We start from the raw sequence: 26,366 nt of genomic DNA on the forward strand, positions 1-26,366 counted from the left end.
GATATCTGCTCTTCTTCTGGTGCCAAAGTGATTCCCGCTACAAAAAATGGTGGGAATCACTTTGGCGTGTCACGCCTGTTCATTCAAGGCTGGCCGCCACGAGTTGCTTACTCAGCAACAGGCTTGTGAGTCGTTGCTCACGGCGAGCCGCGCTATCTATAAAGGCTACGCGGCAGATCTGGGCCACGGGCATGGCTCGACAGGCGATGTGGCGAATTGGCGGATCCATCAACTCGCCAGCGCCCAGCCAGTCACCAGTGACAGCAAGTCCTTCCGGTCTGCCGAGTTGATTGGCGCAAGCGTGGTCAGCCCGCAGCGTGAGGATCGTGGCAACATCAACGACATCGTACTAAGTCCCCAGACAGGCAAGATCAGCTATCTGGTGATCGGGCGAGGTGGGCTGTTCGGAATCGATGAGAAATATGTCCCAGTACCCTGGGCGGACTTCAAGGCGACCGCGGGCGTCACCATGCTGGTACTCGACACGACCAAAGCAAAAATGGACGCGGCCCCGGAGGTAAAGGAAAACCAGTTCTCTGCGCACGGCGATTTCGAGCAGCAGAGTCAAAAGGTGGACAGCTACTGGAAGGCAAACTTGTCGAACTGACCATTGCAAAATGATCGGTGGGGCGCGGGAATTCCGCGCCCCGGATTTCCCGCCTGTTGACGTCATCAAGCATCCACCTCCAGCTTGCTGGGCTTCGGATTGGTGTCCGGCGAGTCGTAGCGTTTGGGGTCTACGGAGACCCGGAGCGTTTCAGAACGGGTTAGATCGAATGCCTTGCCACCGACGACAAGTTGCATCGGTTCTCCCCCTTCTAGTATCGCCTCAACGCCTCATGTAGCTTGCACAAGCCTGATCTTGAGTTTTCGGCTGCGCCACTGCACGCTGAAGGCAAGTGTCTTCCAGCCCGATGGCAATCTAGGGTCCAACGCGAGGTGGTCGCTGTGTAGCGATAGACCGGCAAAGCCGAATACCGCCATCAGCCATATCCCGCCCAAACCCGCAATATGCACTCCACCGTCAATGGAAGCCTGGCTATCTTCAAGATCAATAGCCGATGTTCCCTTGAAATAATCCAGCGCGAGTTCAGTTCGGCCCAGCCTGCCAGCAACGATTCCGTGTATGGCCCGGCTCAACGAACTGCCGTGACCGCAACGCTCAGCGTAGTAGTCGAAATTCTTCGCTCCCGAGTCGTCCGGAAACTCGTCTGGAAGAAGCGCTAGCAGCGCCACGACGTCCGCCTGCTTGACGACCTGGGACTTTTGCGTTCGGTCCCGGCCTAGCACGACGTCCATGGGTACCGAACGGCCGAGGTAGTCGCCAAGATCGATGTACTCCAGCGCAAAAAAACCTGCAAATTGTTCGAAAAGTCCAGTCGATGGATCAAACCCCGTCACGATCGTGTCGGCAACGCTCCGCCATTGCTTGAGTTCGCCATCGTCCAGGCCGAGGCGACCAGAGAGCCTTTCCCAGGTTTGCGGCCAACGCTCTCGCAACAACCCGACTACGTCGAGCGCGCGCAGGATGTTCCAACGTGCCATGACGTTAGTAAAGGCACTGTCGTTGATCGACTCGTGATATTCATCGGGGCCAATGACACCGCGGATGTGGCAGTGCCCGTCCGTATCCACCTGTGCACGGCTTGACCAGAAACGAGCTGTCTCCAGCAAAATCTCCGCGCCGGCGTCGCGGAGAAAGATCTCGTCGCCGGTACCCTGCCAGTATTGCCAGACCGCGTAGGCGACATCCGCGCTGATGTGCTGCTCCTGTTTGCCGCACCTCACGTTGACAACCTTGCGGTCCGGGCCGATTACCTTCGATGGTGAGGTCTCGGCGCCGGTATCGGCCGATTCCCACGCATAAAGCGCCCCTCTCCAGCCCATTCCGAGCGCCTTCTCCCGAGCGCCATCAAGCGTGCGAAAGCGATACATGAGCAGCGCCCGCGCCGCTTCCGGCCAGGTCAGGATGTAGAACGGAAGCAGGTAAATTTCGGTGTCCCAGAACACATGCCCGCGATAGTCGTCGCCGGTCAAGGCCCGCGCTGCGATCGAGACGCTCTCGTCGGCGGGGTTGGCCGCGCCGTTCAGGTGGTAGAGCGCAAACCGCAACGCCTGCTGCGCTGCCGGATCGCCCTCGACCTCGACGTCGCTGCCGTCCCAACGGGCTATCCACGCTCTCTCGTGCGCGGCCATCACGCCGGGCCAGCCTGGCTTCCGCACGACGCAAAGCGCGTCCAGTGCTTGCCGCCCGGGGTCGGCGTCTTCGGTATCGCCGCGCGTTATCGCGACCAGGCGCTGCAGTGAACCGACTTGTCCGCGTTGCGATTTCCAGCTCCATGACCAGTGGAAAGGACCTGTCCGGGTGGCAGGGATATCCTGTCCGTCTATCTGCAGAGTCAATCCGACGGCGATAGCCAGGCGCCTGGCGGTAGAAATCGTGTGCCATACAGCGAGGCCGGGCTCGACCCGCTCGGATACAAGACCGATGTCGAGGCCTTCGAGGGACGCCTTGAGCGTGACCTCGACCTCTTCCTGCTCGATCTCCAATTGGAGGAGTTGCAAGCCGATAGTGCGTTGGTCGAGCGAGACGATGTGCAGACTTCGTAGCCTGACGCCCACGTCGGATGCATTCGAGAGACGGTCCTCGGTGATGAGCGTACCCCGCCTCATGTCCAGGATTCGCCGCTGCGACTCTCCGTCGCCGGGCCGGTGCACGAGCGGTTCACCTTGTAGCGATATCCGCACCTGTAGCCAGTCGGGCGTAGCGACCAGTCCCGGTATGGCTCGTTCGTCATCGGGCGTATCGAACAGCCCGGCGACCAGGGTACGCGAAGTGTCAACCCATCGCCCACCGCGGTGTAGCGCCCTCGCACCTCGCACGCCGAGAAAGCCGTTGCTGATGGCGAAGCGTGCCCCCCGGCTCGCTTCACGTAGCGGATCGTAGCCGCCCTCCTCGATGATCCAATCGCGGTCGTTGGTCGGCGTCAGCGCATTATCTACGCTCTGCGGCCCGGTCATGGCTGTTGCCGGCACAGCCGGCCCTTCGACAACTGATCGATAGCGACCTCGTCGAGGCTGGTCACGACGAGCGTTGCCCCCGCTGCCCAAAGCAGATCAGCATCGGCATGCCGTGCCACACCGACCGACGCCATTCCGCCAGCACAGGCGGCTTCGATACCGGCCGGTGCATCTTCGACCACGAAACAGTTTTCCGGTGCTTCCGGTAACTCCGCTGCAGCAAGCAGGAAAATCTCCGGGTTCGGCTTGCCCTGCCGCAAATCGCGGCCGCAGACATTGGCCCTGAACACATCAAACAGGGAGTGTCCGGCGTCCAGGCGAATGCGCTTCATCATTCCGTTGGCGTTCTTCGACGACGAAGCCACGGCGATAGGCCACCCGAGCGTCCGCACGGCCTTGACGAACCGTATTGCGTCAGGGAATGCTGCTACCGCGCCTGCGTCGATCAGTCTCTCAAGACGTTTCTGCTTGTGCTCGGCATAGGCCGGAGCGCGTTGTTCCGCATTGGGCACGCCCAACGCCAGTAGCGCTGCCAATGCCCCGCTCAGGCGCGGCTTACCCGCTACCTGTGACTGATACATCGCCGTCGTAAAGCGTGCTTCGTCGCCGAAGCCATCGAGCGCTTCGCGCCACGCGCGCTCGTGTGGTGAGGCGAGGAGAACGCCATCAACGTCGAAGATTACCGCCGACAGGGTCTGGGCAATATCTGATCCAGACATCAGAGATTCGCGTGAGTTCATGGTCCGGACCCTTTGTGGACACAGATCGAGAGACCCCGTTCGCCCAGTTCCAGGGCGATCGCCAGTTCGATGGGATGGGAAAGCTTGTACCCAGCTAATCGCATATCAGCGCTCCATGAAAGCCTTCGGGTCGACATGGTTACAACGTGAGCCAATCTTCTTCGATTCGGCGACGTCCGATCCGATGCCATGCCATGCCATGCCAATAGGGGTTCGAATCGCGTAACGGGATCCAGGGCATCTATCCACCGAAAGGTTTACCAAGGCAGGATCAGAAGCAACCTGGCGTGAATTGACCTATCTCGCAACAAAGTAGCGCCACCTACGTCTCGCCGTCCATGTGGCTTCTCTCAGATGCTTCTACATATCTGCCAGATTACTAACATGAAGACCAGAACGGTAGGCTCGGAAACTACTCAGATCCTGGTGTTCATATGAAGGGCGACAATCCTGTCTGCTGGAAGCGCTTGACCGCTACCGTACAGACGTCCTGTCTGATAGGTGGGATCGTCAGGTAAAGCAAAATCCCCCGTCATATTGGTTCGACGACCAATGGATATAGGAGGCAGACGTGAATAAATCTGGCTTCACGCCGAGCTTCGTCTCGATCAGCAAAGGGCGCGACAACCGTTGGTTACACAACGCGTTGCCTTTGTTTTACACCGCGAACTGCTCACAGTCTTCGAGGTCATGTCGAATCCTTCGCGAACGTCAGGTCAACGGCCCGTGTGCGGCTGAGCGCTACCTGCCGGACCGTGGGAAGACCGTCACGTAAGCGCTGCCCTGGACAAACATGAACTTCCCGCTAGCAAAGCGCATCGTCTTAGATACTGATTTCCCAGGGAGAGTTACCAATGAGAATCGCACAGATCGCGCCATTGCACGAGGCCGTTCCTCCCCAGTTTTACGGTGGCACCGAGCGCGTGGTTTCCTATCTCACCGACGCACTTGTCGACCTGGGACATGAAGTGACCCTGTTCGCAAGCGGGGACTCGCACACGAAGGCCACGCTCGAAGCAATATGGCCACATGCCTTGCGGCTCGACCCGTCGATCCGCGACGCGATCGCACCGCATATGGTCCTACTGGAAAGGGTACGCCGGATCGCCCACGAGTTCGATGTACTCCATAGCCACCTCGACTATCTGCCGTTCTCGCTGTTCTCCCAATTAGATGTACCTTTCGTGACAACGCTTCATGGCCGCCTCGACCTGCCGGAACTACAAGCGGTGTTCAGCGCGTTCCCTAAGGCACCGGTCATTTCGATCTCCAATTCGCAACGCTTGCCCATGCCGCAGGCAAACTGGCTCAACACGATTTATCACGGTCTGCCGGAAAACATGCTGGTCCCTATCCGCCGGAAAGAGCCGGAATACCTGGCTTTCTTGGGACGCATCTGCCCAGAAAAGGGCATCGAAGCAACCATCAAGATCGCGACAGAAAGCGGTCTTCCATTAAAGATCGCTGCCAAAGTGGACAAGGCCGATCACGCGTACTTCAAGACCACGATCGAACCGCTTCTGTACCTGCCTAACATCGAGTTTGTCGGCGAAATCACAGAAGCGCAGAAGCCGTGGTTTCTGTCGGGGGCCCGGGCGCTGCTTTTTCCGATCGACTGGTCGGAACCGTTTGGCCTGGTAATGATTGAAGCCATGGCCTGCGGTACACCCGTGATCGCGTTCAATCGTGGCTCTGTGCCTGAAGTCATTGATCACGGCGTGACTGGCTACATCTGCGAAGACGTACATGGGGCGGTTTGTGCGGTGCGACGTATCGATGAACTGTCGCGCACTGAGATCCGCGCGCAGTTCGAACGCCGATTCAGTGCGAAGATGATGGCGCAGAACTACGTCGACGTTTTTGAGACCCTGCTTCAGGGGGTAAAGCACCCGGTTTTACGACGTGCCGCTGCGGGGTGAGTCGCAGGCGACCGGAACCGCCTTCCCAGCAACTGGCACTGGCGTTGGATCCCACCCCTTCAAGGGCTGGAGAACTTCTAGTCAGGAAGACGTGATGCGACTGCGTCGGTCGTTAACTGCAAGTTAAGACGGCAGCACTTGTGCACCTGCTCGTTCAGCGTCACAGTCACAGGTCGAAGTCCCTTTGAGTCTGATGAATTTTGCCATTGCCATACGCGGCCTTTTATCCGTGAATGCAGCAGCGCGGCGGCCACATTTGCGCCACGCGCGCCCCGGCTACCTTCCGGTCACACTCGTGCGCCGCTGATTGCAGGCCGGCGCGAATGCAAACGCCATTGTCCGCGACGGCCCAACGCGCCCCATCGGCAGTGTGATATTCCGTACCTTGCGGTCGAGTAACGACACAACAAGCTTGAGGCATGCGCGCTGCGCCGCCAGGAAGTTGATATGTTTCATACAGACCTCCTTGATACAGAGTGGTAATAAGACTCGCCCCGGCACACGATGTGACCGCGATCCCGCGCATCGTTATTCTGTGCCGCAACCGGTCTACGCCGCCGTCTTGAACGGCGCCACCGCAAGCGTCCCGGGCAGTTCATGTCCGGCAATCGCCACGGCCAGCGCGGGATTCAGACTGTCGACCATCGAAGTCGGCATCAGGATCGTCGCGCCGCGCTCCTTGGTTGTTTCGTAAATGATGTTCATCGCGCGCAGTTGCAGCGCACCCGGCTGACTTTCGTAGACCCGCGCCGCTTCAACGAAATTGCAGGCGATCGCGGCTTCCGCCGATCCCAGAATCACGCGAGCCTGCTTTTCACGCTCGGCCTGCGCCTGACGGGACATTGCGTCCTGCAGCGCTTCCGGAATCGCAACGTCGCGAATTTCCACCGAACCAACCGCGATGCCCCACGCCGCTGTCTTCCCTCCGATCTCGTCGCGCAGATGTGCGTCCGCTGCGGTTCGATCCGAAAGTAGTGTCGACAGCATCGAAGACCCGATCAGTTCGCGTAACGTGGTCTGCGCCACGCGATCGATCGCCTGACGATAGTCGGTGATGGCCAGCGCAGCCTTTTGCGCGTCGCACACATGCCAGAAGATGATCGCGTCGACATTGACCGGTACCGTATCCTTGGTCAGCGCGTGCTCTGCGTTGAAGGCGGTCGTCTGGATACGTTCGTCAATGATGGCAACGACGTTGTCCAGAACAGGGATGATCATGAAGAACCCCGCGCCCTTTACGCTCTGCAGTTTGCCAACCCGCAGGATGACGAATTTTTGCCAGACGTCGGCAACCTTCACGGACATCGTGACGAAGATTGCAATGGCAAAGAGGGCGATGGCCAGATATATGTTTACAAATGCTGCCGCCGCGACGGCTGCCAACATGAAGATGACAGAAAGAAGTAGTGTGATCGGATTCATGGTGATGGTGCCTCGTAGAGCAGGAGGACGTTGATGCGAACAATCGGGTTTGATCATCTCGCGCGCGGCCGTCGTGTGAACCCTGAAAGCGGAAACTCAGAGTATCAACCAATACGGTACGCGCAACGGCGATAGAGGTCGGTACGCTGCCGTACCGGTCTCGCGACACACGCCCCTCCTGCGACACTCATTCGAGGTGGGCGTATCCGCCTCACCTCGACCTAAGGGGCGGTTTCGCCGATGTGTGCCAGCAGCGATTCCGTATCATCCTTGGACCAGTACGTTTCCTTTCGATAGAATCCGTGAAGCGTTCGTTCGTAACTTCGACCAAGCGGCACAGCGTCATCGTACTCGGGACTATTCCTGATCGCTTCGCGGCTGAGTTCTGTTGAAACGGTGGAGTCGAACCAGTTGGTATGGTTGATCCATTGCGTTGCAAGCAGGACTTCCTTCCCGCCTGGCCACCAGTTTCGCGTATCGACGATCAGGTAGCGGATAACCCACGCGACATCGTCGAAAATGAAACCGGAAACGTGGCCAATGCTGCCATCCACGGCGTCGATGTGACACCCCTTTACCGCATCGGTACTGCGCAGACGAACATCCGCAGGTGATTCATCTGCATGGGGCTCGGGGTTCACCGGTGCCTCCGGGTCAAAACGTGGCGCGCCCGTCGAGCCGGGGAACGCGGGATAGGCGTCCATCCCCCATAAATTCGCGCTGCCCCAGTACCTCGGATAGCCGTAGTAAAGGAGGTGGCTGGTTTCATACTGGCGCGACACCGATTTATGCGTATCGATATCCGGGCTGTCTCTGACCTGTTGCCGCGTGAGGTCCACCTGCACGGTACCCGAACCCGGATCTGAATGCCGGATTGAATACGGTGATATCAATACCTGTCGCTTACTCATCCAGGTTCCCGTGTCGACCACGAGATAGCGAACGCCCCACGCCTCATCATCAAATAAGGCCTGATCGACGGTTCCCATTTCACCGTCGCGCGCGACAACAGCGCACCCGTGAAGACTCTCTATGCTTCGCAACATGTCCTCTACTCCGAATGTGTTTCCAGCCTCCCCGCACCGTCGATGATGCACGGTCGCCTCTTCCGGGCAATGTCGCTGGTCGGCATGGCTATCGCGGTGGTCTGCCGCGTCCCATCCGGCAGGCAGACGAACGATCTTTCTCAACGACACTACACGAACTGAGCGATCAACTCGGTACGCTAGCAGGCAAGGAGGTCCCAATCGCGCGCCTGCTTGCACGCCGATAGACCCTGTACCGGCTGGGATGCTTTACAGGCAGGTACGGGACCGTACCGACATATCCGGCACATGCGTGCATCGTGTAATCGGTCCGCCCTCACTCGATTGACGAGAGGGCCAACTCGCTTCCGGCTTACAGCACGTTATGGCCGAAGTCCTCAATGACCAGATGGTAGACATGAACCCGCTGACGTTTTTTCTTCTTAACGCGCTCGTTCTTGCGTCTTTCGATTTCTGGCAGTCGGGCCGGCCCGCAGCCCTGGCGGCACGGAAAATCGCAGTCGCCTGCTGCCCCTATGTGCAGTAGGTATAGCTGCCTTGGCTCACCCGGATACGGTCAACGTTTTCCGTAGAAAGAGGGTCAACATGTTTCGTCTTTCACTGGCATTTCTTTCAAACGGCCTGCTCTATCTTGCGTGGTGGCAGATTGTGCTGGTCACGCTGATATTGACCCATGTCACGATTATCAGCGTCACGGTGTACCTTCATCGTTGTCAGGCACATCGCGCGCTTGAACTTCACCCGGCGGTTGCCCACTTTTTCCGCTTCTGGCTGTGGATGACCACGGGGATGGTGACCGGTCATTGGGCCGCAGTCCACCGCAAGCATCACGCCAAGTGCGAGACCGCTGAAGACCCGCATAGCCCGCAGACCCATGGCATCTGGAAGGTCCTGCTCGGGGGTGCCGAACTTTATCGCCTGGAAGCCAGCAATGAAGAAACACTGCGCAAATTCGGCCACGGCACACCAAACGACTGGATCGAATGGAACCTCTATGCGAAATACCCGAGCCTTGGCGTAAGCCTGCTGATCGTGATCGACGTTGCGATGTTCGGTATCGTCGGCATTTCGGTATGGGCCATCCAGATGATGTGGATTCCGTTCTGGGCAGGCGGCGTAGTCAACGGCATCGGCCATTTTCGCGGATACCGAAACTTCGGTACGGCGGATGCGAGTATGAATATTATTCCGTTCGGAATTCTGATCGGCGGAGAAGAGCTTCATAACAACCACCACGCCTACGCTACCTCCGCCAGACTGTCCAGGAAGTGGTACGAGCTTGACCTCGGCTGGATGTACATTCGCGTACTGCACGCGCTAGGTCTCGCCACAATAAGAAAGGCGGCGGCACCGCATCTGGTCAAGGGCAAGACAATACTCGATGACGCTACGCTGCAGGCAGTACTACGCAACCGCTATGAGGTGATGGCCAACTATGCCCGGGCAGCCGAACGGGCGTACCGGCAAGAGATTGGGCGAAAGGAGTGCATCACCCGGCGGGAGAAAGCGCGCCTTATACGAAGTGCCCGAGCATGGCTTCGCGGCGAACACGCGTGGCCAGGCAGTTCCCCTCAACTGAAATCAGCAGGACTGGACGGGCGCAACCCGGGGCTTCGTCCCTACGTCGAGTTGCGCGACGAACTCCTGGCGATGTGGGAGCGATCGAATCTTTCGCGCGAGCAGTTGCTTCTCCAGTTGCAGGACTGGTGTCGTCGTGCGGAAGTGAGCGGCAGCAAAACGCTTGAGGCGTTTTCGTTGAGACTTCGCCAGCATGCCTGACGGATAGGGTCGGTGCCTGTGCGGCCGGAAATCGTGCCGTACCGATCTCACGGCAAGCGGTGTGGGTACCGGGTCTCGAACCGGCGACACAATTTACGCCGTTCTCACATTAAGTCCGCATCCGATTGTGGACGGTAAAGATCGGTACCTGAATTGCCAGCTACCGTACAGACTCCCGCTTCGACGCGCGCGATACTCTGTCTGGACAGACGGACGCATGCTTTCGATCATCGACGGTCCTACCCATTTATATCGGGGGAAGGAAAGCATTCAGCCAAAGCCTACCCAGTCCGGCGCACGATTTTCGTGCCGCAGATTTGCCTACACCTCCGGTCCGCAATACGTGGTTTGCGGGCGCAGTGCATTGCGCCCGGATTAGCCCCACCCCGGCGGAGCACACCGGTGAATATATGCCGTGCAGAAACCGTCTCTTGCACGAAAAGGCAAACGCCCTGCGCCAGAATTGGCATCAGGGCATCCAGATCCAGGCGGTCGAATCCCAGACAGCTTTCCCCCAGGCTGATCCTGACAACGCTGGATCGCACAGTCACCCAATGGTTGTCAAAGCGGGTGCGAGTGCTCGAGGCATCGCGCGTTCAGCTTGATCGCTACTTACCCTACTGAAGGAAAGACCACCATGCCGGACACGACCTCATCGAATATTCCCAACACGCTACCTCCCAAAGGCGCTCAAACGCCCGGATCGCTGGCTCGCTCTCCTGCCAGCGCCGGCAACCCTGTCGCCGATTGGCCGGAGTATTTGGTTGACGCCTGTCAGCGGGGTATTCTCTTTCTGGATTTGCTGCGGCGGCGGGGTGACGAAGAGGTAGAGATGACTTCGCGGCCGATGGCGACCGTGCTGAGTTTCGATCATGACGTAATCATGGATGGACGCTTGCTGCCCCGACCAATCAACTACGCGCTCTCACGCATCCTTCCCCCGCCGGGAGTCCTGACGGATCTGAAAAAACGGCCGGTCGTGGTGGTGGATCCGCGCGCCGGCCAGGGACCCGGCATCGGTGGTTTCAAAACTGAAAGCGAGATAGGCGATGCGCTCAGCGCGGGCCATCCGGTTTACTTCATCGGCTTCGGGGCTGAGCCCGCACCCGGCCAGCAGTTCCTGGATGTCGTCGAAGGGCAGGTGAGTTTCTTTGAGAAGGTCGTCGCACTCCATCCAGACACGCCGCGCCCGTTTGCCATCGGTAACTGTCAGGCCGGTTATCAGACGCTGATGGTAGCCATCTTGCGGCCCGACCTGTTTGGCCCCTGCCTGGTCGCGGGCTCACCGATGTCTTACTGGCAGGGCGTACGCGGGAAGAACCCCATGCGCTACTCGGGCGGTCTGCTCGGCGGCAGCTGGCTCACCGCCATGACAGGCGATCTCGGCAACGGAAAGATAGACGGGACGGGATTGATCCTGAATTTCGACATGCTGAACCCTGCGAACTGGCTATGGGGCAAGCAATATGAGGTGTACACGCATGTCGACACCGATGCCGATCGTTACCTCGGGTTCGAAAAGTGGTGGGGCGATTTCATCCAGCTAAACGGCGACGAGCTTCAGTTTCTGGTGGACAACCTTTTCATCGGCGACAAGCTTGCCCGCAATCAGATTCAGTCGCGCAATGGGACGGTCTTCGACCTTCGAAGTGTCACGTCGCCGATCATTGTGTTCACCTCGATGGCTGACAACATCAGCCCGCCTCCACAGACGCTCGGCTGGATCCTCGATCTGTATCAGGACGTCGACGACATTCGGGCCACGGGCCGAACCATCGTGTACTGCGTGAACCAGCAGATCGGACATCTGGCTATCTTCGTGTCTGCCAAGGTGGGCGCAAAGGAGGACGAGGAGTTCATACAGATGATGGACATCATCGACTGTCTGCCGCCCGGACTCTACGAGATGGTTATTTCCCCGCGGCCATCTGACGTACCTGCGAGTGGTTTCGTCACCGGACAATGGATTTCCCGGTTTGAGGCGCGTTCGTTTGATGACATCCGCGCGCTTGGACGCAACAGCCCGGAGGATGATCGTGCCTTCGCTGCGGTGGCCCGGCTGTCGGAACTGAACCTCTCGATCTATCGCAGCTTCATGCAGCCCTTCGTGCGCGCGCTTGCCAGCCAGCCTGGGGCGAGCCTTGCTCAAGCCCTGAATCCGCTCAGGCTTAGTTACACGGCGTTCGCCGACAGTCATCCGTGGATGAAGCCCGTACAGGCGATGGCAGCCAGTGTGAACGCAATGCGCCAGCCCGTGGCGGCGGATAACCCGTTTCTTGCCGCGCAGACGCAGGTATCGGAGCAGATCACTGCCGGCCTCGACGCCTATCGGGTAGCGCGCGACCAACTCGAAGAGCAGATGTTTTTTGGCTTCTACGGGTCTCCACTCGTGCAGGCACTTCTTGGCATAACTGAAAGCAGCGAGCTCAGACCGCTTCCCGATATTTCAGCCGAACAGGCGGCCGCGCGGAGGGCTCAGGCCGTTGCCTATGAGGCGAAGCTGCAGACCGGCGGATTCGATGAGGCGCTGACCCGGGCCGTGCTGTACGTTACCGCGGCCGAACGGAGCATCGACGAGCGGTGTGCGCTCGCGTTGAACGTCGCGCGCCGCAAGCTCATGCATCTCCCGCTCGCCGGTTTCAAGGCACTCGTGCGGGACCAGTTCTTCGTTCTGCAGCTCGAGCGCGAGCGTGCGGTCGAAGTGATTGCCTCCCTGGTCCCGGCGGCGCTCGAGCGCAAGGAACTGATGAAGCAGGTGCACGCGATCATCGACGCGGGCGATTCTCCTTGCCTGGCGGAGAGTGAGCGTCTGATGCGGCTGTCACAGTTGCTAGCGGCGCCGGTTCGCAAGCCGCTTTCTCCTGTCGCGTCCGGCGAAGCCCCCATCGGGACGCAAGCGTGATTCTCTGGAGTTGCAGCAATGCAGACCATCGTAAACAAGACATTTGATGAAATCGCTCCCGGCGATGCCGCCACGGTTCACCGCAAGCTGCAGATCGGCGACGTGCGGGCCTGGGCTGCCGCTTTCGGTGCAGTGGACAGGTGCGCGGGTCCGTCCGGGAGTCAGGCGGCTGCTGGCATCGTTACGTCCATGCTGACCTCGCTGGCCGGGTCAGTCCTGCCGGGTCCCGGGACTTCGATCCGGGCGAGTTCTGTCCAGATCAAGGGGGAACTGCCGATCGACTCCGTGATGACGGTTCATCTCGTCGTGCGGGAGAAGCGCGTGGATCACGGAACCGTCGTGCTGGATGGTCAATGCACGGACGCGGCCGGGCAGATAGTCGCAACCGCGAGCCTGGAAGTCCTGGCGCCAACCGTGCGACAGCAATACCAGGTCGCAGAGCATCGGCTTGACCAGCTGATTGAGCGCTGCCTGGCTCTCAGGCCAATGCTGACGGCCGTCGTCCATCCGTGCAGCGCGGATGCCCTTGCCGGTGCGGTGCAGGCTGCTGAGGCTGGTCTGATCGTGCCGGTTCTTTTCGGACCGGTAGCCGAGATCCGGAAGATCGCCGATCAGGCGTGCCTCGACATAGCCAGGTTCCGGATGGTGGCAACCGACAACGCCGAGGATTCAGCGCTTAAGGCGGCCACGGCAGCCGGTGCCGGAGAAGTGGCGGCGTTGATGAAGGGCAACCTGCACACGAATGTATTTCTGCACGCGGTCATGCAGAAGGAAGCAAGGCTGCGCACAGGGCGAATCATCAGCCACTGTTCGATGGTGTCGGTCCCGACCTATGCGCGCCGCTTCGTCATCAGCGATGTCGCGCTGAACATCGCACCGGACACCGGGCAGAAGCGTGACATTTGCCAGAACGCAATCGGCTTCGCTCGCGCGCTTGGGATCGACGTCCCGAAAGTGGCCGTGCTGGCGGCGGTGGAAATGGTGCGTAGCGACATGCCGGCGACGCTTGACGCTGCGATTCTTGCCAAAATGGCGGACCGCCGTCAGATCGTTGGCGGTATCGTCGACGGCCCGCTTGACCTGGATGCCGCGGTGGATGCCGAAGCGGCACGGATCAAACATATCGCATCGCCCGTTGCAGGTCTGGCCGATGTCCTGATCGTGCCGAACATTGAGGCCGGCAACATGGTTTACAAGAACCTCGCCTTCATGGCCGATGCGCAGACCGCGGGTCTCGTGGTCGGCGCGCGGGTACCGGTGATTCTGACCAGCCGTGCCGATAGCATGGCTGCCCGTGTCTTTTCGGCCGCTACCGCCGTGCTGTATGCCGAAGCAATCGCGCGGGATCCTTCCGTCCTGCATCCTGAAACCGCGGAGTGACGGGCGATGAACCGGGCCATCGTCGTCTTTAATGCAGGCTCGACAAGCCTGAAGTTCGCCGCCTATGCCGTCGAAGCTGGAGGGGCGCTCTCCATGCTTTGCGTGGGCCGGATCGACAGCATGCAGGGCGATCCGCATTTCGTCGTCAAGAATGCCGCCGGCAAGCCGTGGGACGCGCATGAATGGGGTGAGGGCCATGCGATCGATCACCGGACAGCGCTGCCTTTCATCATCGCCTGGCTCGAAGCCAACCTGGCGGGTACGAAGGTGGTCGCCGCGGGCCACCGGGTGGTACTCGGCGGAACGCGGTTCGAGGCGCCGGTGCGAATCGAAGGCGATGTACTGGATTATCTCGACTCGCTGGCCGCGATGGAGCCGTCGCACCAGCCCTTCAACGTGCATGGCGCTCGCGCCTTCGCCGAGGCGTTCCCGGGGCTGCCGCAGGTTGCCTGCTTCGATACGTCGTTCCATCGCACGATGCCGGAAGTCGCGCAGACCTATGCGGTCCCTCAGGACGTGCGAGATGCCGGCGTGCGCCACTGGGGTTATCACGGCATCTCCTACGACTATATCTCGCGGCAGGTGCCGAAATTCGCACCTGCGGCGCGACGGGTGATCGTTGCGCATCTGGGCGGCGGCGCCAGCATGTGTGCCATGCTGGACGGAAAGAGCGTGGAGACCACGATGGGTTTCGCCGGCGTATCTGGTCTGCCGATGGCGACGCGCTCGGGCGACGTGCCGCCGGGCGCGCTGTTCTATCTGCTGCGTCGCAAGCTATTTGACGACGCCACGCTTGAGAAGATGCTGTACGAACGCTCGGGCCTGCTCGGTCTGTCGGGCATCAGCGGCGACATGCGGGTGTTGCAGGAGAGTGCGGATCCGCGTGCGGTCGCGGCGATAGAGAGCTTCGTCTATGCGATGACAAAGTACGCTGGCGCCTACGCCACTGTGCTCGGCGGTCTGGATGCCTTCGTATTCACCGCGGGCATCGGCGAGAACTCCGTGCCGCTGCGCGCCGCACTGTGCGGCAAACTGGCGTGGCTTGGCGTGAAGCTGGATGCACAGGCGAACACTTCCGGTGGACCGCGCATTTCTACCCCGGACAGTGGCGTCTCGGTCTGGGTGATTCCCACCAACGAGGAACTGATGATCGCGCAACACACGCTGGCGCTCATTTAACGAGATCGCGGAAAACAGGACCCATGCGGTCCTGAATTTCCTCCGCGATTGTCTTGAGGAGTGGAGATATGGCGCCTGCGAGTCCCACGCCGCCGATGCCACCGTCGGCAGGGACGGCAAGAGTCGCAGTCCTGGTGCAATCCACTACGTGTTCGCATCGCAGCACTCAACGCTTCACTTTGCGAGCCGTTTGCGGATCGCCAGCAGTTCGTGTCGGCGCTCGTCGCTGACTTCCGGATAAGCCATTTTGAGTCCCTCGAACGTATCCAGAACGATCTGGGAGACGATCAGTCGAGCATTTTCCTTGTCGTCGGCCGGAACGACATACCAGGGTGAGTCGGCCGTGCTGGTTGCACTGATGCATTCCTCAAACGCCGTCGTATAGCGGGACCAGAATTTCCGCTCCTCAATGTCCGCGAGGCTGAATTTCCAGTTCTTGTCGGGCTCGTCAATGCGCGCCAGAAATCGCTTTCTCTGCTCATCCTTCGAAAGGTGGAGGAAGAACTTGATGATGCGGGTTCCGTTGCGGTGGAGGTGCCGCTCCATATCGACGATCGAACGATATCGACCTTGCCAGACCTCCTTCTCGTCGAGCAAGGCGTCAGGCAGCCCTTCGCTACGAAGAATCTCGGGGTGAACGCGCACGATCAGCACCTCCTCGTAGTAGGACCGATTAAAGATCCCGATCCTTCCCCTTTCAGGTAGATCGCGAGTGGTACGCCAGAGAAAGTCATGCTCCAGCTCGGTGGGGGTGGGATGCTTGAAGCTGAATACCTGGCAACCCTGAGGATTGATGCCTGACATCACATGCCGGATGGCGCCGTCCTTTCCTGCGGCATCCAGCGCCTGAAAGATCAGGAGCAAGGCATAGCGATTGGAGGCGTAGTGAAGTTGCTGCAACGCGCTCAATTGCGCCACATGGTCCTCCAGCATCCTTTTGTAGTCCTTTTTCGACTTGTACACGGGCGCAACGGTCGTCGGAAATTTTTTCAGGTTGATATGGCTTCCCTCCAGCGCGCAAAAATTCTTTAAATTGATTTTCATTTTCATGCCTTTGGGAATAGTTCGTTCGTTACTGGATAAGCCGCTTCATGTTGAATAGCATCGTTTGCGACAAAGTATCCAAATGGTGATTGAGATCATCCCTTTGTGCGCCGGAAGCCGCCCTCTCCTGAATCCGTATTACGGCGCGCGAGGTTCACAATCGGTCTGCACCGACTCATTTCTGCGGCTCTTCTTTCGGGAGCTTTCGCTCCGCCGCCTCCCAGTCCTGAACGGCCTGAACGTCCTCGCGCCCTAGCTCCTCGTAAAGTTGATGAACACGCTTGACGAGTTGCTGCGTCGGACCGGACGGCATTTGAGTTTTGGCTTCTGGTTCGGATGTAATGTTGCGCTCGGGCTGGGGCGCGGCTTTGGTCTCAGGCTGGAGCACGACCTTCGATTCGGGCTGGGGCGCAGCCTTTGCATCGGGCTGCGGCGTAGCTTTTGCATCGGGCTGCGGCGTAGCCTTTGCATCGGGCTGCGGCGTAGCCTTTGCATCGGGCTGCGGCGCGGCCCTTGCATCGGGCTGGGGCGCGGCCTTCGCGTCAGGCTGGGGCGCGGCCTTCGCGTCAGGCTGGGGCGAAGCCTTCGCATCGGGCTCGGATGTGTCCTTGGCCTCGGGCTGCGGCGCGTCCTTGACGTCAGACTCAGCTTTCTTGTCAGTTTCAGGTTGCGCTTCGGCTTTGATGCCAGCCGTGTGGCCATTTTTGACGGGATCAAGTACCCGGTAGGCGAGCAGCTTCGCGGGGTCGGTCAAGAGGAACCATGCAACAGCATAGCCCCAGACAAAACCTGCCCAGCGCCAGCCGAGCGGCGTCATGAACAGTCCGTAAACCGCAATCAGCGTCGCCACCATTTGCGTGCCGAGTACGGCCGTCCATAAAATCCGTGCGGGACGGATAGACCAGAACGGGCCGCGCGTGCGTGTCTGGAAAATCGTCAGATGCCCTGCCACCGACAGCATCAGATACATCATCGTCTGCAGGTGCGGATGATCGAGATGAAAAACGCGATCGCCAAGGAAAAACAGACCAAACGCGGCGATGGGACCGACGATGCCCAGCACCGTAGCGACCCCCAGCACCATGCGCATGTTCCAGGCCTCGGGTTGGTCCTTGTAGTGAACGTTGTCGTAGGCAATGGACAGAATGGCACCGTCATTGAGCAATGCAAGCATCACGATCATCACCGCGGTCAACGGGTAAAAGTTAAAGACCAGGATCGCGAGCGTCATGAACAGCAGCACACGCAGCGTTTCGGCGATGCGGTACATCGCGTAGCTGTTCATCCTTTGGAAGATTTTCCGGCTCTCCTTGATCGCGTCGATGATCACCGAGAGGCCGGGCGTGGTCAGTACGATGGCCGCCGCCGCACGTGCCGCATCCGTCGCGCTCGAAACGGCGATGCCACAATCGGCTTTCTTCAGCGCCGGAGCGTCATTGACTCCGTCGCCGGTCATGCCGACGATGTGACCGCGTTTTTGTAGCGCATCGATAATCCGGAACTTGTGCTCCGGAAACACCTGGGCGAAGCCGTCGGCCTTCTCGATGGATTCCGACACCGCCACCGTCTCCTTATCCTTCGCTTCGCCGAGACTGCGCGCATCAAGGATATTCGCGCCCATGCCCAGTTTCTTCGCCGTTTCCTGGGCAATGGCGAGCGCGTCGCCGGTGACCATCTTGACCTTCACGCCCATCTGTTGCGCGGTCGCGATGGTTGACCTGGCATCGTCCCGTGGCGGATCGAACAGCGGCAACACACCGATGAATTGCCATTTTCCGTCTCCTTCGGCCCGCGCCACGCCCAGTGCGCGAAAACCCCGCGCTGCAAACTCATTGACCGCCTTGTCGACGGCAGCCTTGACTTCCCCGGCATTGGCCGCCAACGCAAGGATCACCTGCGGCGCGCCCTTGGACACCTTGAAGGTCTTCCCGTCAGGACCCGTGACGTCGGCCTCGGTACGCTTATGGACCGGGTCGAATGGCTGGAAGTGGCCGACCTGATAACCTTTCAGGGCCTCTTTATCCTTCAGTCCGCCGAGTACAGCAAGGTCGATGGTGTCGTTATTGTCGGCGCGCGATGCCAGCGCGGCAGCAACGATGACCTGATCGGCGGGGATATTGTTTACGCCGAACGGGTCGCCCAAGGTCAGCTTGTTCTGGGTCAGCGTACCGGTCTTGTCAGCACACAGCACGTCGACCCCCGCCAGTTCCTCGATCGCCACCAGCCGGGTCACGATCGCCTTCTTCTTCGCGAGCAGGCGTGCGCCGACTGCCATCGTCACCGACAACACCGTCGGCATCGCCACCGGAATCGCGGCCACAGTCAGGACCAGAGCGAACTGCAAGGTGGTGAGGATCGGGTCGCCACGAAAGATCGCGACGGCAATAATCGCGGACACCATCACCACCGCGAGGATGATCAGGTAATTGCCGATTTTCAGCACGGCACGTTGGAAGTGGCTGGGGGTGTCCGCTCCCTGCACCAGTTCCGCCGTCTTGCCGAAGTAAGTGTTAGCACCCGTGGCATAGACGAGCGCACCGATTTCACCCTGGCGAACGATCGAACCGGAAAATACCGCCTCGCCGGATTGACGCGTCGCGGGTAGCGACTCACCCGTCAGAGCAGACTGATCGACCTCCACAGCGTCGCCGTCGAGCAGGCGCGCATCCGCCGGCACAATGTCGCCCATACGCAGGCGGATGACATCGCCTGGCACCAGGTCGCGCGCTGCCGGCGTCGTCCACTTTCCATCGCGCCTTACCCGGGCCTTGATCGCCAGAGTAGCCTTCAGCGCGTCGATCGCGTTACCCGCCTGGTGCTCCTCCCAGAATCCGACGACTGCGTTGGCCAGAAGCAGGACCAGGATGATGCCAAAGTCAGGCCAGTGCCGGGCCGCCGCAGAAAGGATCACCGCTACTTCGATCATCCACGGAATGGGCCCCCAGAAATAGCTGAGGAATTTCAGGAGTGGATTGGTCTTCTTTTCTACAAGCTCGTTAGGCCCATATTGGGTCAGCCGTTTTTCGGCCTCGGCTTGACTAAGGCCATCCGGCGACCACCCCAATTTTTTCTCGACTTCCGGCATGGGAAGGGTCTGCAACGCGTCCGCCACATGCGGTTTCGATCCCGGCTTGGCGTCCGCAGACTTGGGCTTTCCGGTGTGAACTTCCATGATGTGTACTCCCCTGTCTTTATGATGCCTCGCATTTCATGGGTGGCGGCTACCGCAGAGACTCCGTTATCCATGAACAAAGCGAGCGTGAGCTCACTCCAGATCGTCAAGTCAAGCAACGATGTGAAACCCGGCGTCCGCATAGATGACTGACCCGGTCAGCGTCATGCCGACGTCACTCGCCAGCACAGCCGCGATCCGTCCGATCTCCTCGATCGTGACAAGATGCTGCGCTGGCGTATGCGAGCGGACATCGTCCAGCAGTGCATCGAACTGGTCGATGCCGGACGCGGCGCGTGTCTTTACGGCGCCAGCAGAAATTGCATGGACGTGAACGCGCCGCACCGCGAGGTCGACCGCGAGATATCGCACGCTGGACTCGAGCGCCGCTTTGACAGGTCCCATGACGTTGTAGTGGTCGACCGCCCGGTCGGCCCCGTAAAACGACATCGTCATCAGGCTGCCGCCTTCAGTCATCAGCGGCAGCGCAAGTTTTGCCATGCGGATGAATGAGTGGCAGGACACGTCCATCGCCTGCGCGAAGCCGTGCGCCGAGCAGTCGATCAGGCTTGCGTGCAAATCATCACCCGGCGCGAACGCAATCGAATGAAGCAGGAAATCGAGTCTCCCCCAATCTTTCCTTATGCGCTCGAACACCGCCTCCAGTTGACCGGGCTCGCTCACATCGCACGGCAGGACGATTCGTGCCTGAAGCGCATCAGCAACCGGACGCACGTAGGGTTCGGCCTTGGCGTTAAGGTACGTAACAGCGAGTTCCGCGCCTGCAGATCTGAACATCCGGGCACAACCCGCCGCGATGCTGTGCTCATTGGCGACGCCGACCACGAGCCCGCGTTTGCCGGATAGATCGATGATCGAATTCATCTTGCCACCTCCCGCTGATGCAGAACCCACACAGCCTCGTTCGCGATGATCTGCTCTTCGTCCGTGGAGAGAACCAGCACCGTCACGCGACTGCGGGCGCTGCGGATAACCGGGCGAGCGCGCAAAACGGATCGTCAGTCGTTGATGCGAGCGACCTTCCTGGGACGACGGGATCGACGGATGAGGTGGTCCTGAAACGGGTATCCATGAAGTTTCCTCTGAGCTACATTGCATTTCGCTGACGGTCATAACGATGGAATGGCAACTGCATCGCGTCAGCGGGTGAAAGCATGTCGGGCTTTGATATCGTCACTCGCTGCATGAAAGCGCAACGCAGATATGAATGCCCGAGCCTTGCAGTCGTGGGCAGATTCATCGTCGAATCCGACGCCTCGGGGATCCTTCACAGGTGATGGAGCGTTGCGTATTTCGAGCGAAAGCAGTCGAATTGCGCGGGCCACCGGACTGCAGCCTGCCGAAACAAGCGTGCGCGCCTGATATGCACGCCGGGTTGACACATGTCGAATCGGCTGACAGCCGTTACTTTGAATCATAGAGTCGTCCGCCCGGAAGCAACAGGCTCGGAAACTACTCAGATCTCGGGAGTGCAATGACCGGCGATGCTGTCAAAAGATAAGTAGCTTGTGACAGGCGCCGAACCGGGGCGACCTTCCTTAGCCGCAAGCAGTCGCCCTGTCCCCTCCTCAAACATGCGAATGCGCGCAAGCAGTTGCTGGCGAATCGGTACGAAACGCACATTTCCATATGCACGACACTCCCGTTTTGCGGTTCGACGGCTCGTCGCTTCGCTGATGAAAGCGTCACAGCGTGTCCGGGGCTCTGCGGCGCCGGCACCCGCATTGCCCTGATCCCCGCAAAGGTCGATGAGTGCCCCTTGAAGGAGCCAGTCCCGCGTCACATCCCCGCAACTCGGGAACGGGCTCTGCATTCGTCCGCTACCGGACAGACCGAAAGCGTCTGTCCGGATTAAAAGAGCAACAGATCGGCTAAAAGAGTCGGTGTGGACGCGTCAACATTCCGTCTCGTCTGCAACCACGCATTGGCGGACCCATCCCATTTCGCGGAGATCTCCGTCATGGCAGTCCCCTACCACCACCTATTCCATTTTCTGCTATACAGCCCGGTCTTCGCGACAGCTCCCCAAAGCAACGAGGCCCGTCTGACGCAGGGGCTGCTCGACGCCTTGTCCGGCTACGACTTCCGCACTGACGTCTGCCCCACCGTCAGCGGCGCGAAAGTCGCCGCTGAAAGCGATATGGCGATCGGCTGCTTCCTGCTCGCGATCGACGGCCCCAACGAGCCTGAGGTACAGGATCTGGTCAACACCATCCGGCAGGATCGCGGACTGGACACGCCGATTTACCTTGTCAGCGAATTGAACGGCATCGAATCGCTATCGCTTTCGCCGCTCGGCGAGGTGTCGGGCTACATCTACCTCGACAATGAAACGCCCGGCTTCACGGCGAAGCAGGTGATCTTCGCACTGGAGCGCTATGCGGCAAGCCTCAAGCCGCCATTCTTCGGCGCTCTGATGGACTACGACTACGAAGGCAACCAGATGTGGACGTGCCCCGGCCACCAGGGCGGCACGTTCTACCGCCGCAGCCCCGCCGGGCGACTGTTCGTCGAGCATCTGGGCGATGCGATCTTCCGTAACGATATCGATAATTCGGTGCCGGAGCTCGGCGATCTGCTCACCCACGTGGGGCCGGCACTAGCAGCAGAGAAAGAGGCCGCGAAGGTTTTCGGCGCCGAGCGCACCTATTTCATCCTCAACGGCACCTCCACGTCAAACAAGGTCGTGACGGCCGCCCTGCTCAAGCGCGGCGATCTCGTCCTGTTCGACCGCAACAACCACAAGTCCAATCACCATGGTGCACTACTCCTCGCCGGTGCAATTCCCGTCTATGTCGAGACTGACCGGAATCCGCAGGGGCTGATCGGCCCGATCGACTACGAGGCGCTGGATGAAACGCGATTACGCGAGCAGATTCGCACGCACCCTCTGATCACGGACAAGGAAGCGTGGCGGCGCGAGCGGCCATTCCGGCTCGCGATCATCGAGCAGTGCAGCTATGACGGGACGATCTACAACGCCACGAGGCTCATCGAACGCATTGGCCACCTGTGCGACTACGTCCATTTCGACGAGGCATGGGCGGGTTTCATGAAATTCCACCCGCTGTTCGCGGGGCACTTTGCCATGGGCATCGAGCATCTCGACGCAACGAGCCCTGGAATCGTTGCGTGCCAGTCAACCCACAAACAGCTCGCCGGATTTTCGCAGGCCTCGCAGATCCACATCAGGGATCAACACATCAAGGGGCAGTCACGACGCACCGAGCACCGGCGCTTTAACGAGATGTTCATGCTGCACTGCTCGACTTCACCGTTCTATCCGTTGTTTGCGTGTCTCGATGTCGACGCCCACATGCACAAGGGACGAAATGGACAGGTGCTTTGGGACGATACGATACGGATCGGTATCGAGACCCGCAAGAAGCTGCGTGTACTCAAGTCCAGGTTCATATCAGCTTCAAAAGACGAACGTACGGCATGGTTCTTCGACCCATTTGTACCCGATGTCGTGACGCTTGTGGGTTCGAACGTGAGCCCCGATCTCGAGAGCGTGCCGTGGGAGGACATTCCAACCGATGTGCTGGCGCGCGAGCAAGCCTGCTGGGCACTCGCGCCCGGGGCTCGCTGGCACGGCTTCCGCCATGCCTCGCTCAACTGGGCGATCACCGATCCCAACAAACTGACGCTGATCACGCCCGGATTCGATCGGCATACCGGCGAGTACAGCAGGTTCGGCGTACCCGCCACGCTGCTCGCCGCGTACCTTCGGGAGCACAACATCGTGGCGGAGAAGTGCGACCTTACCAGCATCCTGTTCCTGCTGACACCGGCGGTCGAACCCGGCAAGAGCGCTTCCTTGATCTCTCACCTGGTCGGGTTCAAGGCGCTATACGACAGGGACGCTCCGCTTGAGGATGTTTTGCCGACGACGCTTGCGCGCTACCCAGACCGCTATGCCGGCTATCCGCTCCAGCGGCTGTGCGATGAGATGCATGGGTTCTATCGCGAACATAACGTCACGGAATTGCAGCGCCTGTGTTTCCGCAGCGAGCACTTTCCGGAACAGGCGATGTCGGTACAGCAGGCCACCGAGGCTTTCGTGGGCAACCAGGTCGACTATCTGCCTCTCGCTCAGTGTAAAGGACGGATCGCGGCCGTTCTCGCGCTGATCTACCCGCCAGGCATCGGCATCGTGGTGCCCGGCGAGCGCTTTGACGAGCGGTCACAGCCAATGCTCGACTACTTCCTCGTCTTCGAGGAGGCGTTCAACCGCTTTCCCGGATTCGAGTTTGAGGTTCAGGGCGTCTACGCCGACGAGGTCGACGGAAAGATCGTGCTCCACACCTACGTCGTTAAGGAATAGGTATGCGCCCTCAACGCACACGCGGCTACCGATCTCCCAACGTCTCGTCCGCTGCTCAGGCACCACCTGCAAGCCGGCATTCGCGGCGCGTCGTTCGATGCACAAGGAGCGTTCATGCGTGATGTTTCTGGCATCCTGTTCAGCCGCCGCGTGCTGGTAGTTCATAACGGAATGGATGAAGTGAGCGCCGCCGGCCGCGCCACCGCCAAGCTGGTACAGGATCTGCGCGAACGCGGCATTGGTGTCATCGACGCCGTTTCGCAGTGCGAAGCCGAGGCGCAGATTGCCACTCATGCGTTGCTGCAGGCGGTGCTGGTCAACTGGGAACTGGCGGGTGCGCCTGAGCATGGGAGTGCGCGCAGTGTCATCGCCGCCGTACGCCAGCGCTCCGCTCAACTACCGGTGTTCCTGCTTGCTTCGAGCGGCTCGCTTGCGGCGGTGCCTGCCGGGATCCTGGAGCAGGTCAACGACTATATCTGGCTGTTCGAGGATACCCCTGACTTCGTCGGCGGGCGCGTCGCGGCCGCGATCGATCGCTATCGGGCGACGTTGCTACCGCCGATGTTCAAGGCGCTAGCTGCCTTTGCCGGCACCTACGAGTACTCATGGCACACGCCTGGGCACAGCGGCGGCACGGCTTTCCTGAAACACCCGGCGGGCCGCGCCTTTTTTGAGTTTTTCGGCGAAGAACTGTTCCGTTCCGATCTGTCGATTTCGGTCGGCGAACTGGGTTCCCTCCTCGATCATTCAGGTCCGATCGGCGAAGCCGAGCGTAATGCCGCACGCGTGTTCGGTGCGGATCGCACCTATTTCGTCACCAACGGCTCGTCCACTTCGAACCGGGTGATCCTGATGGCCAGCGTAACGCGCGACCAGATCGCCCTGTGCGACCGCAATTGCCATAAGTCCGTTGAGCACGCGATGACACTCTCCGGCGCAATCCCGACCTACCTGATGCCTTCGCGCAACTACCTTGGCCTGATCGGACCGATTCCGTCGCAGCGACTCAGCCCGGCGGCTGTCCGCGAGAGCATTGCAGCCAATGCGCTCGTCACGAAGAATATCGATGGCAAGCCACTCCACGCGGTGGTAACGAACTCGACCTACGACGGCCTTTGCTACGACGTGGAGCGTGTCGTAGCGCTGCTCGGACAGTCTGTCGACCGACTGCATTTCGACGAAGCATGGTATGGCTATGCGCGCTTCAATCCCCTCTACGCGAGGCGCTTCGCGATGCACGGCCGTCCTGACGCGTCGTCTGGTTACCGTCCGACGCTTTTTGCGACCCAGTCGACCCACAAGCTGCTGGCAGCGCTATCGCAGGCATCCTACATTCACGTTCGGGACGGACGTCGCCCGATCGACCATGAGCGATTCAACCTCGCGTTCATGATGCATGCGTCGACCTCGCCGCAGTACGCGATCATCGCCTCGAATGACGTTGCCGCAGCGATGATGGATGGCCCCTCGGGTGAAGCGCTGACCGGCGAGTCCATTCGCGAAGCCGTGGCGTTCCGGCAGACCCTGGCCCGGCTTCACGCCGAGTTCCAGGCCCGGGGCAGCTGGTTCTTCAATGCCTGGCAACCGGACACTGTTACTGACGTCCAGTCCGGCGCTACGACATCGTTCCACGACGCCGATCCGGACATGCTCGCACGGGACCCTGACGCATGGGTTTTGCGTCCCGGCGAATCGTGGCATGGCTTTGCCGATCTCGAGGATGGGTACTGCATGTTGGACCCGATCAAGGTTTCAGTCGTCACGCCCGGCATGGAGCGTGATGGCACGTTGGCAGCGGAGGGAATCCCGGCCTCCTTGCTGGCTGCCTACCTCGATGCGCAGGGCATCGTCGTGGAGAAGACCACGGACTTTACCAGCCTGTTCCTGTTCTCGATGGGCATCACACGAGGCAAGTGGGGCACGCTCATCAACGCGCTGCTCGGATTTCATCGAGACATGCTCGCGAACACCTCGCTTAGCCTGACCATCCCGTCTCTCGTGGCGGGCCATCCCAAACGCTACGGCACGCTCGGTCTCGCGGATATCGCAAAGACCCTGTTCGCGGCGGTGAAAAGCTACCGGACCACCGAGCTTCTGAACGCGAGCTTCGGCACGTTGCCAGTACCGGTCCTGTCCCCGGTGCAGGCCTACGAGCGTGTCGTCAATGGCGATGTCGAATCGCTGACGCTCGACCAGATGGCGGGGCGCACCGTCGCGACCGGTGTGGTCCCGTATCCGCCGGGAATCCCACTGATGATGCCGGGCGAAAGCGCCGGCGACGCACAGGGTCCGTTGCTCGGCTACCTCAAGGCGCTCGAAGCGTTCGACGCCGAAATGCCAGGTTTTACCCACGACACGCATGGCGTCGAGGTCGAAGCCGGGCGGTACCGGATCCTATGTGTGAAGCAGTGATG

At 60.1% G+C, this 26,366-nt stretch carries 17 protein-coding genes; 8 read left to right on the top strand and 9 right to left on the bottom strand.

Translation table 11 applies throughout. The annotated features are described in order from the left end of the window. The first annotated feature begins 133 nt into the window (after nt 1-133). Entirely contained in the window at nt 134-607 is a 474-nt protein-coding gene (locus HV796_RS33650; protein WP_217478062.1) for a PRC-barrel domain-containing protein, read from the top strand. A 65-nt stretch (nt 608-672) separates the two neighbouring features. Here HV796_RS33650 and HV796_RS45520 read toward each other — a convergent pair whose 3' ends face one another. From HV796_RS45520 to HV796_RS33660, 3 genes are read right to left on the bottom strand one after another with little or no spacing between them, the layout of a single operon-like run. Continuing rightward, nucleotides 673-804, bottom strand: a complete 132-nt coding sequence (locus tag HV796_RS45520; protein ID WP_281369932.1) for a hypothetical protein — start codon at nt 802-804, stop codon at nt 673-675. Between the two features lie 33 nt (nt 805-837). Then, on the bottom strand, nt 838-3,021 hold the full coding sequence (locus HV796_RS33655) for a glycoside hydrolase family 65 protein (RefSeq protein ID WP_175232220.1): 2,184 nt from the start codon (nt 3,019-3,021) through the stop codon (nt 838-840). Further along, nucleotides 3,018-3,761 (bottom strand): HAD family hydrolase, encoded by a 744-nt coding sequence (locus HV796_RS33660; protein WP_217478063.1) that lies wholly within the window; start codon nt 3,759-3,761, stop codon nt 3,018-3,020. Before HV796_RS33660 ends, HV796_RS33655 begins: the two co-directional genes overlap by 4 nt. A gap of 854 nt (nt 3,762-4,615) precedes the next feature. On the opposite strand from HV796_RS33660, the gene HV796_RS33665 reads away from it, so the two are divergent. Then, a complete protein-coding gene (locus HV796_RS33665; RefSeq protein ID WP_175232221.1) occupies nt 4,616-5,680 on the top strand; it encodes a glycosyltransferase family 4 protein in 1,065 nt (354 codons plus the stop codon). Between the two features lie 276 nt (nt 5,681-5,956). Here the strand turns inward: HV796_RS33665 and HV796_RS43495 are convergent, their stop codons facing one another. The 3 genes from HV796_RS43495 to HV796_RS33675 form a co-directional block, all read right to left on the bottom strand. Then, entirely contained in the window at nt 5,957-6,136 is a 180-nt protein-coding gene (locus HV796_RS43495; RefSeq protein ID WP_217478064.1) for a hypothetical protein, read from the bottom strand. A 93-nt stretch (nt 6,137-6,229) separates the two neighbouring features. Further along, nucleotides 6,230-7,102 (bottom strand): slipin family protein, encoded by an 873-nt coding sequence (locus tag HV796_RS33670; RefSeq protein WP_175232237.1) that lies wholly within the window; start codon nt 7,100-7,102, stop codon nt 6,230-6,232. A 221-nt stretch (nt 7,103-7,323) separates the two neighbouring features. Then, complete coding sequence (locus HV796_RS33675; RefSeq protein WP_175232222.1) at nt 7,324-8,148, bottom strand: PRC-barrel domain-containing protein; 825 nt, start codon at nt 8,146-8,148, stop codon at nt 7,324-7,326. A 585-nt stretch (nt 8,149-8,733) separates the two neighbouring features. On the opposite strand from HV796_RS33675, the gene HV796_RS33680 reads away from it, so the two are divergent. The 4 genes from HV796_RS33680 (at nt 8,734) to HV796_RS33695 (ending at nt 15,388) form a co-directional block, all read left to right on the top strand. After that, nucleotides 8,734-9,927 (top strand): DesA family fatty acid desaturase, encoded by a 1,194-nt coding sequence (locus tag HV796_RS33680; RefSeq protein WP_175232223.1) that lies wholly within the window; start codon nt 8,734-8,736, stop codon nt 9,925-9,927. Nucleotides 9,928-10,564: 637 nt separating this feature from the next. Next, nucleotides 10,565-12,829: a DUF3141 domain-containing protein gene (locus HV796_RS33685; protein WP_175232224.1), complete on the top strand. Its 2,265-nt coding sequence runs from the start codon at nt 10,565-10,567 to the stop codon at nt 12,827-12,829. A gap of 18 nt (nt 12,830-12,847) precedes the next feature. Then, on the top strand, nt 12,848-14,209 hold the full coding sequence (locus HV796_RS33690; RefSeq protein ID WP_175232225.1) for a bifunctional enoyl-CoA hydratase/phosphate acetyltransferase: 1,362 nt from the start codon (nt 12,848-12,850) through the stop codon (nt 14,207-14,209). 6 nt (nt 14,210-14,215) lie between these two features. Next, complete coding sequence (locus HV796_RS33695) at nt 14,216-15,388, top strand: acetate/propionate family kinase (RefSeq protein ID WP_175232226.1); 1,173 nt, start codon at nt 14,216-14,218, stop codon at nt 15,386-15,388. A gap of 174 nt (nt 15,389-15,562) precedes the next feature. Here the strand turns inward: HV796_RS33695 and HV796_RS33700 are convergent, their stop codons facing one another. The 3 genes from HV796_RS33700 to fabI all read right to left on the bottom strand — a co-directional run bounded on the left by HV796_RS33700 (nt 15,563) and on the right by fabI (nt 20,477). Beyond that, complete coding sequence (locus HV796_RS33700) at nt 15,563-16,432, bottom strand: ADP-polyphosphate phosphotransferase (RefSeq protein ID WP_175232227.1); 870 nt, start codon at nt 16,430-16,432, stop codon at nt 15,563-15,565. 175 nt (nt 16,433-16,607) lie between these two features. After that, nucleotides 16,608-19,604 (bottom strand): plasma-membrane proton-efflux P-type ATPase, encoded by a 2,997-nt coding sequence (locus HV796_RS33705; RefSeq protein WP_217478065.1) that lies wholly within the window; start codon nt 19,602-19,604, stop codon nt 16,608-16,610. A 111-nt stretch (nt 19,605-19,715) separates the two neighbouring features. Beyond that, complete coding sequence (gene fabI / locus HV796_RS33710) at nt 19,716-20,477, bottom strand: enoyl-ACP reductase FabI (protein WP_217478069.1); 762 nt, start codon at nt 20,475-20,477, stop codon at nt 19,716-19,718. Nucleotides 20,478-21,585: 1,108 nt separating this feature from the next. Between fabI and HV796_RS33715 the strand changes: the two genes are divergently transcribed. Together HV796_RS33715 and HV796_RS33720 are read left to right on the top strand one after the other, a co-directional pair. After that, nucleotides 21,586-23,952 (top strand): Orn/Lys/Arg family decarboxylase, encoded by a 2,367-nt coding sequence (locus HV796_RS33715; protein WP_175232229.1) that lies wholly within the window; start codon nt 21,586-21,588, stop codon nt 23,950-23,952. 114 nt (nt 23,953-24,066) lie between these two features. Continuing rightward, nucleotides 24,067-26,364, top strand: coding sequence for an Orn/Lys/Arg family decarboxylase (locus HV796_RS33720; protein ID WP_175232230.1), 2,298 nt, complete (start codon nt 24,067-24,069; stop codon nt 26,362-26,364). The last annotated feature ends 2 nt before the right edge of the window (nt 26,365-26,366 follow it).

This window comes from Paraburkholderia humisilvae (assembly GCF_902859855.1).
In the GTDB taxonomy this organism is placed as follows: domain Bacteria; phylum Pseudomonadota; class Gammaproteobacteria; order Burkholderiales; family Burkholderiaceae; genus Paraburkholderia; species Paraburkholderia humisilvae.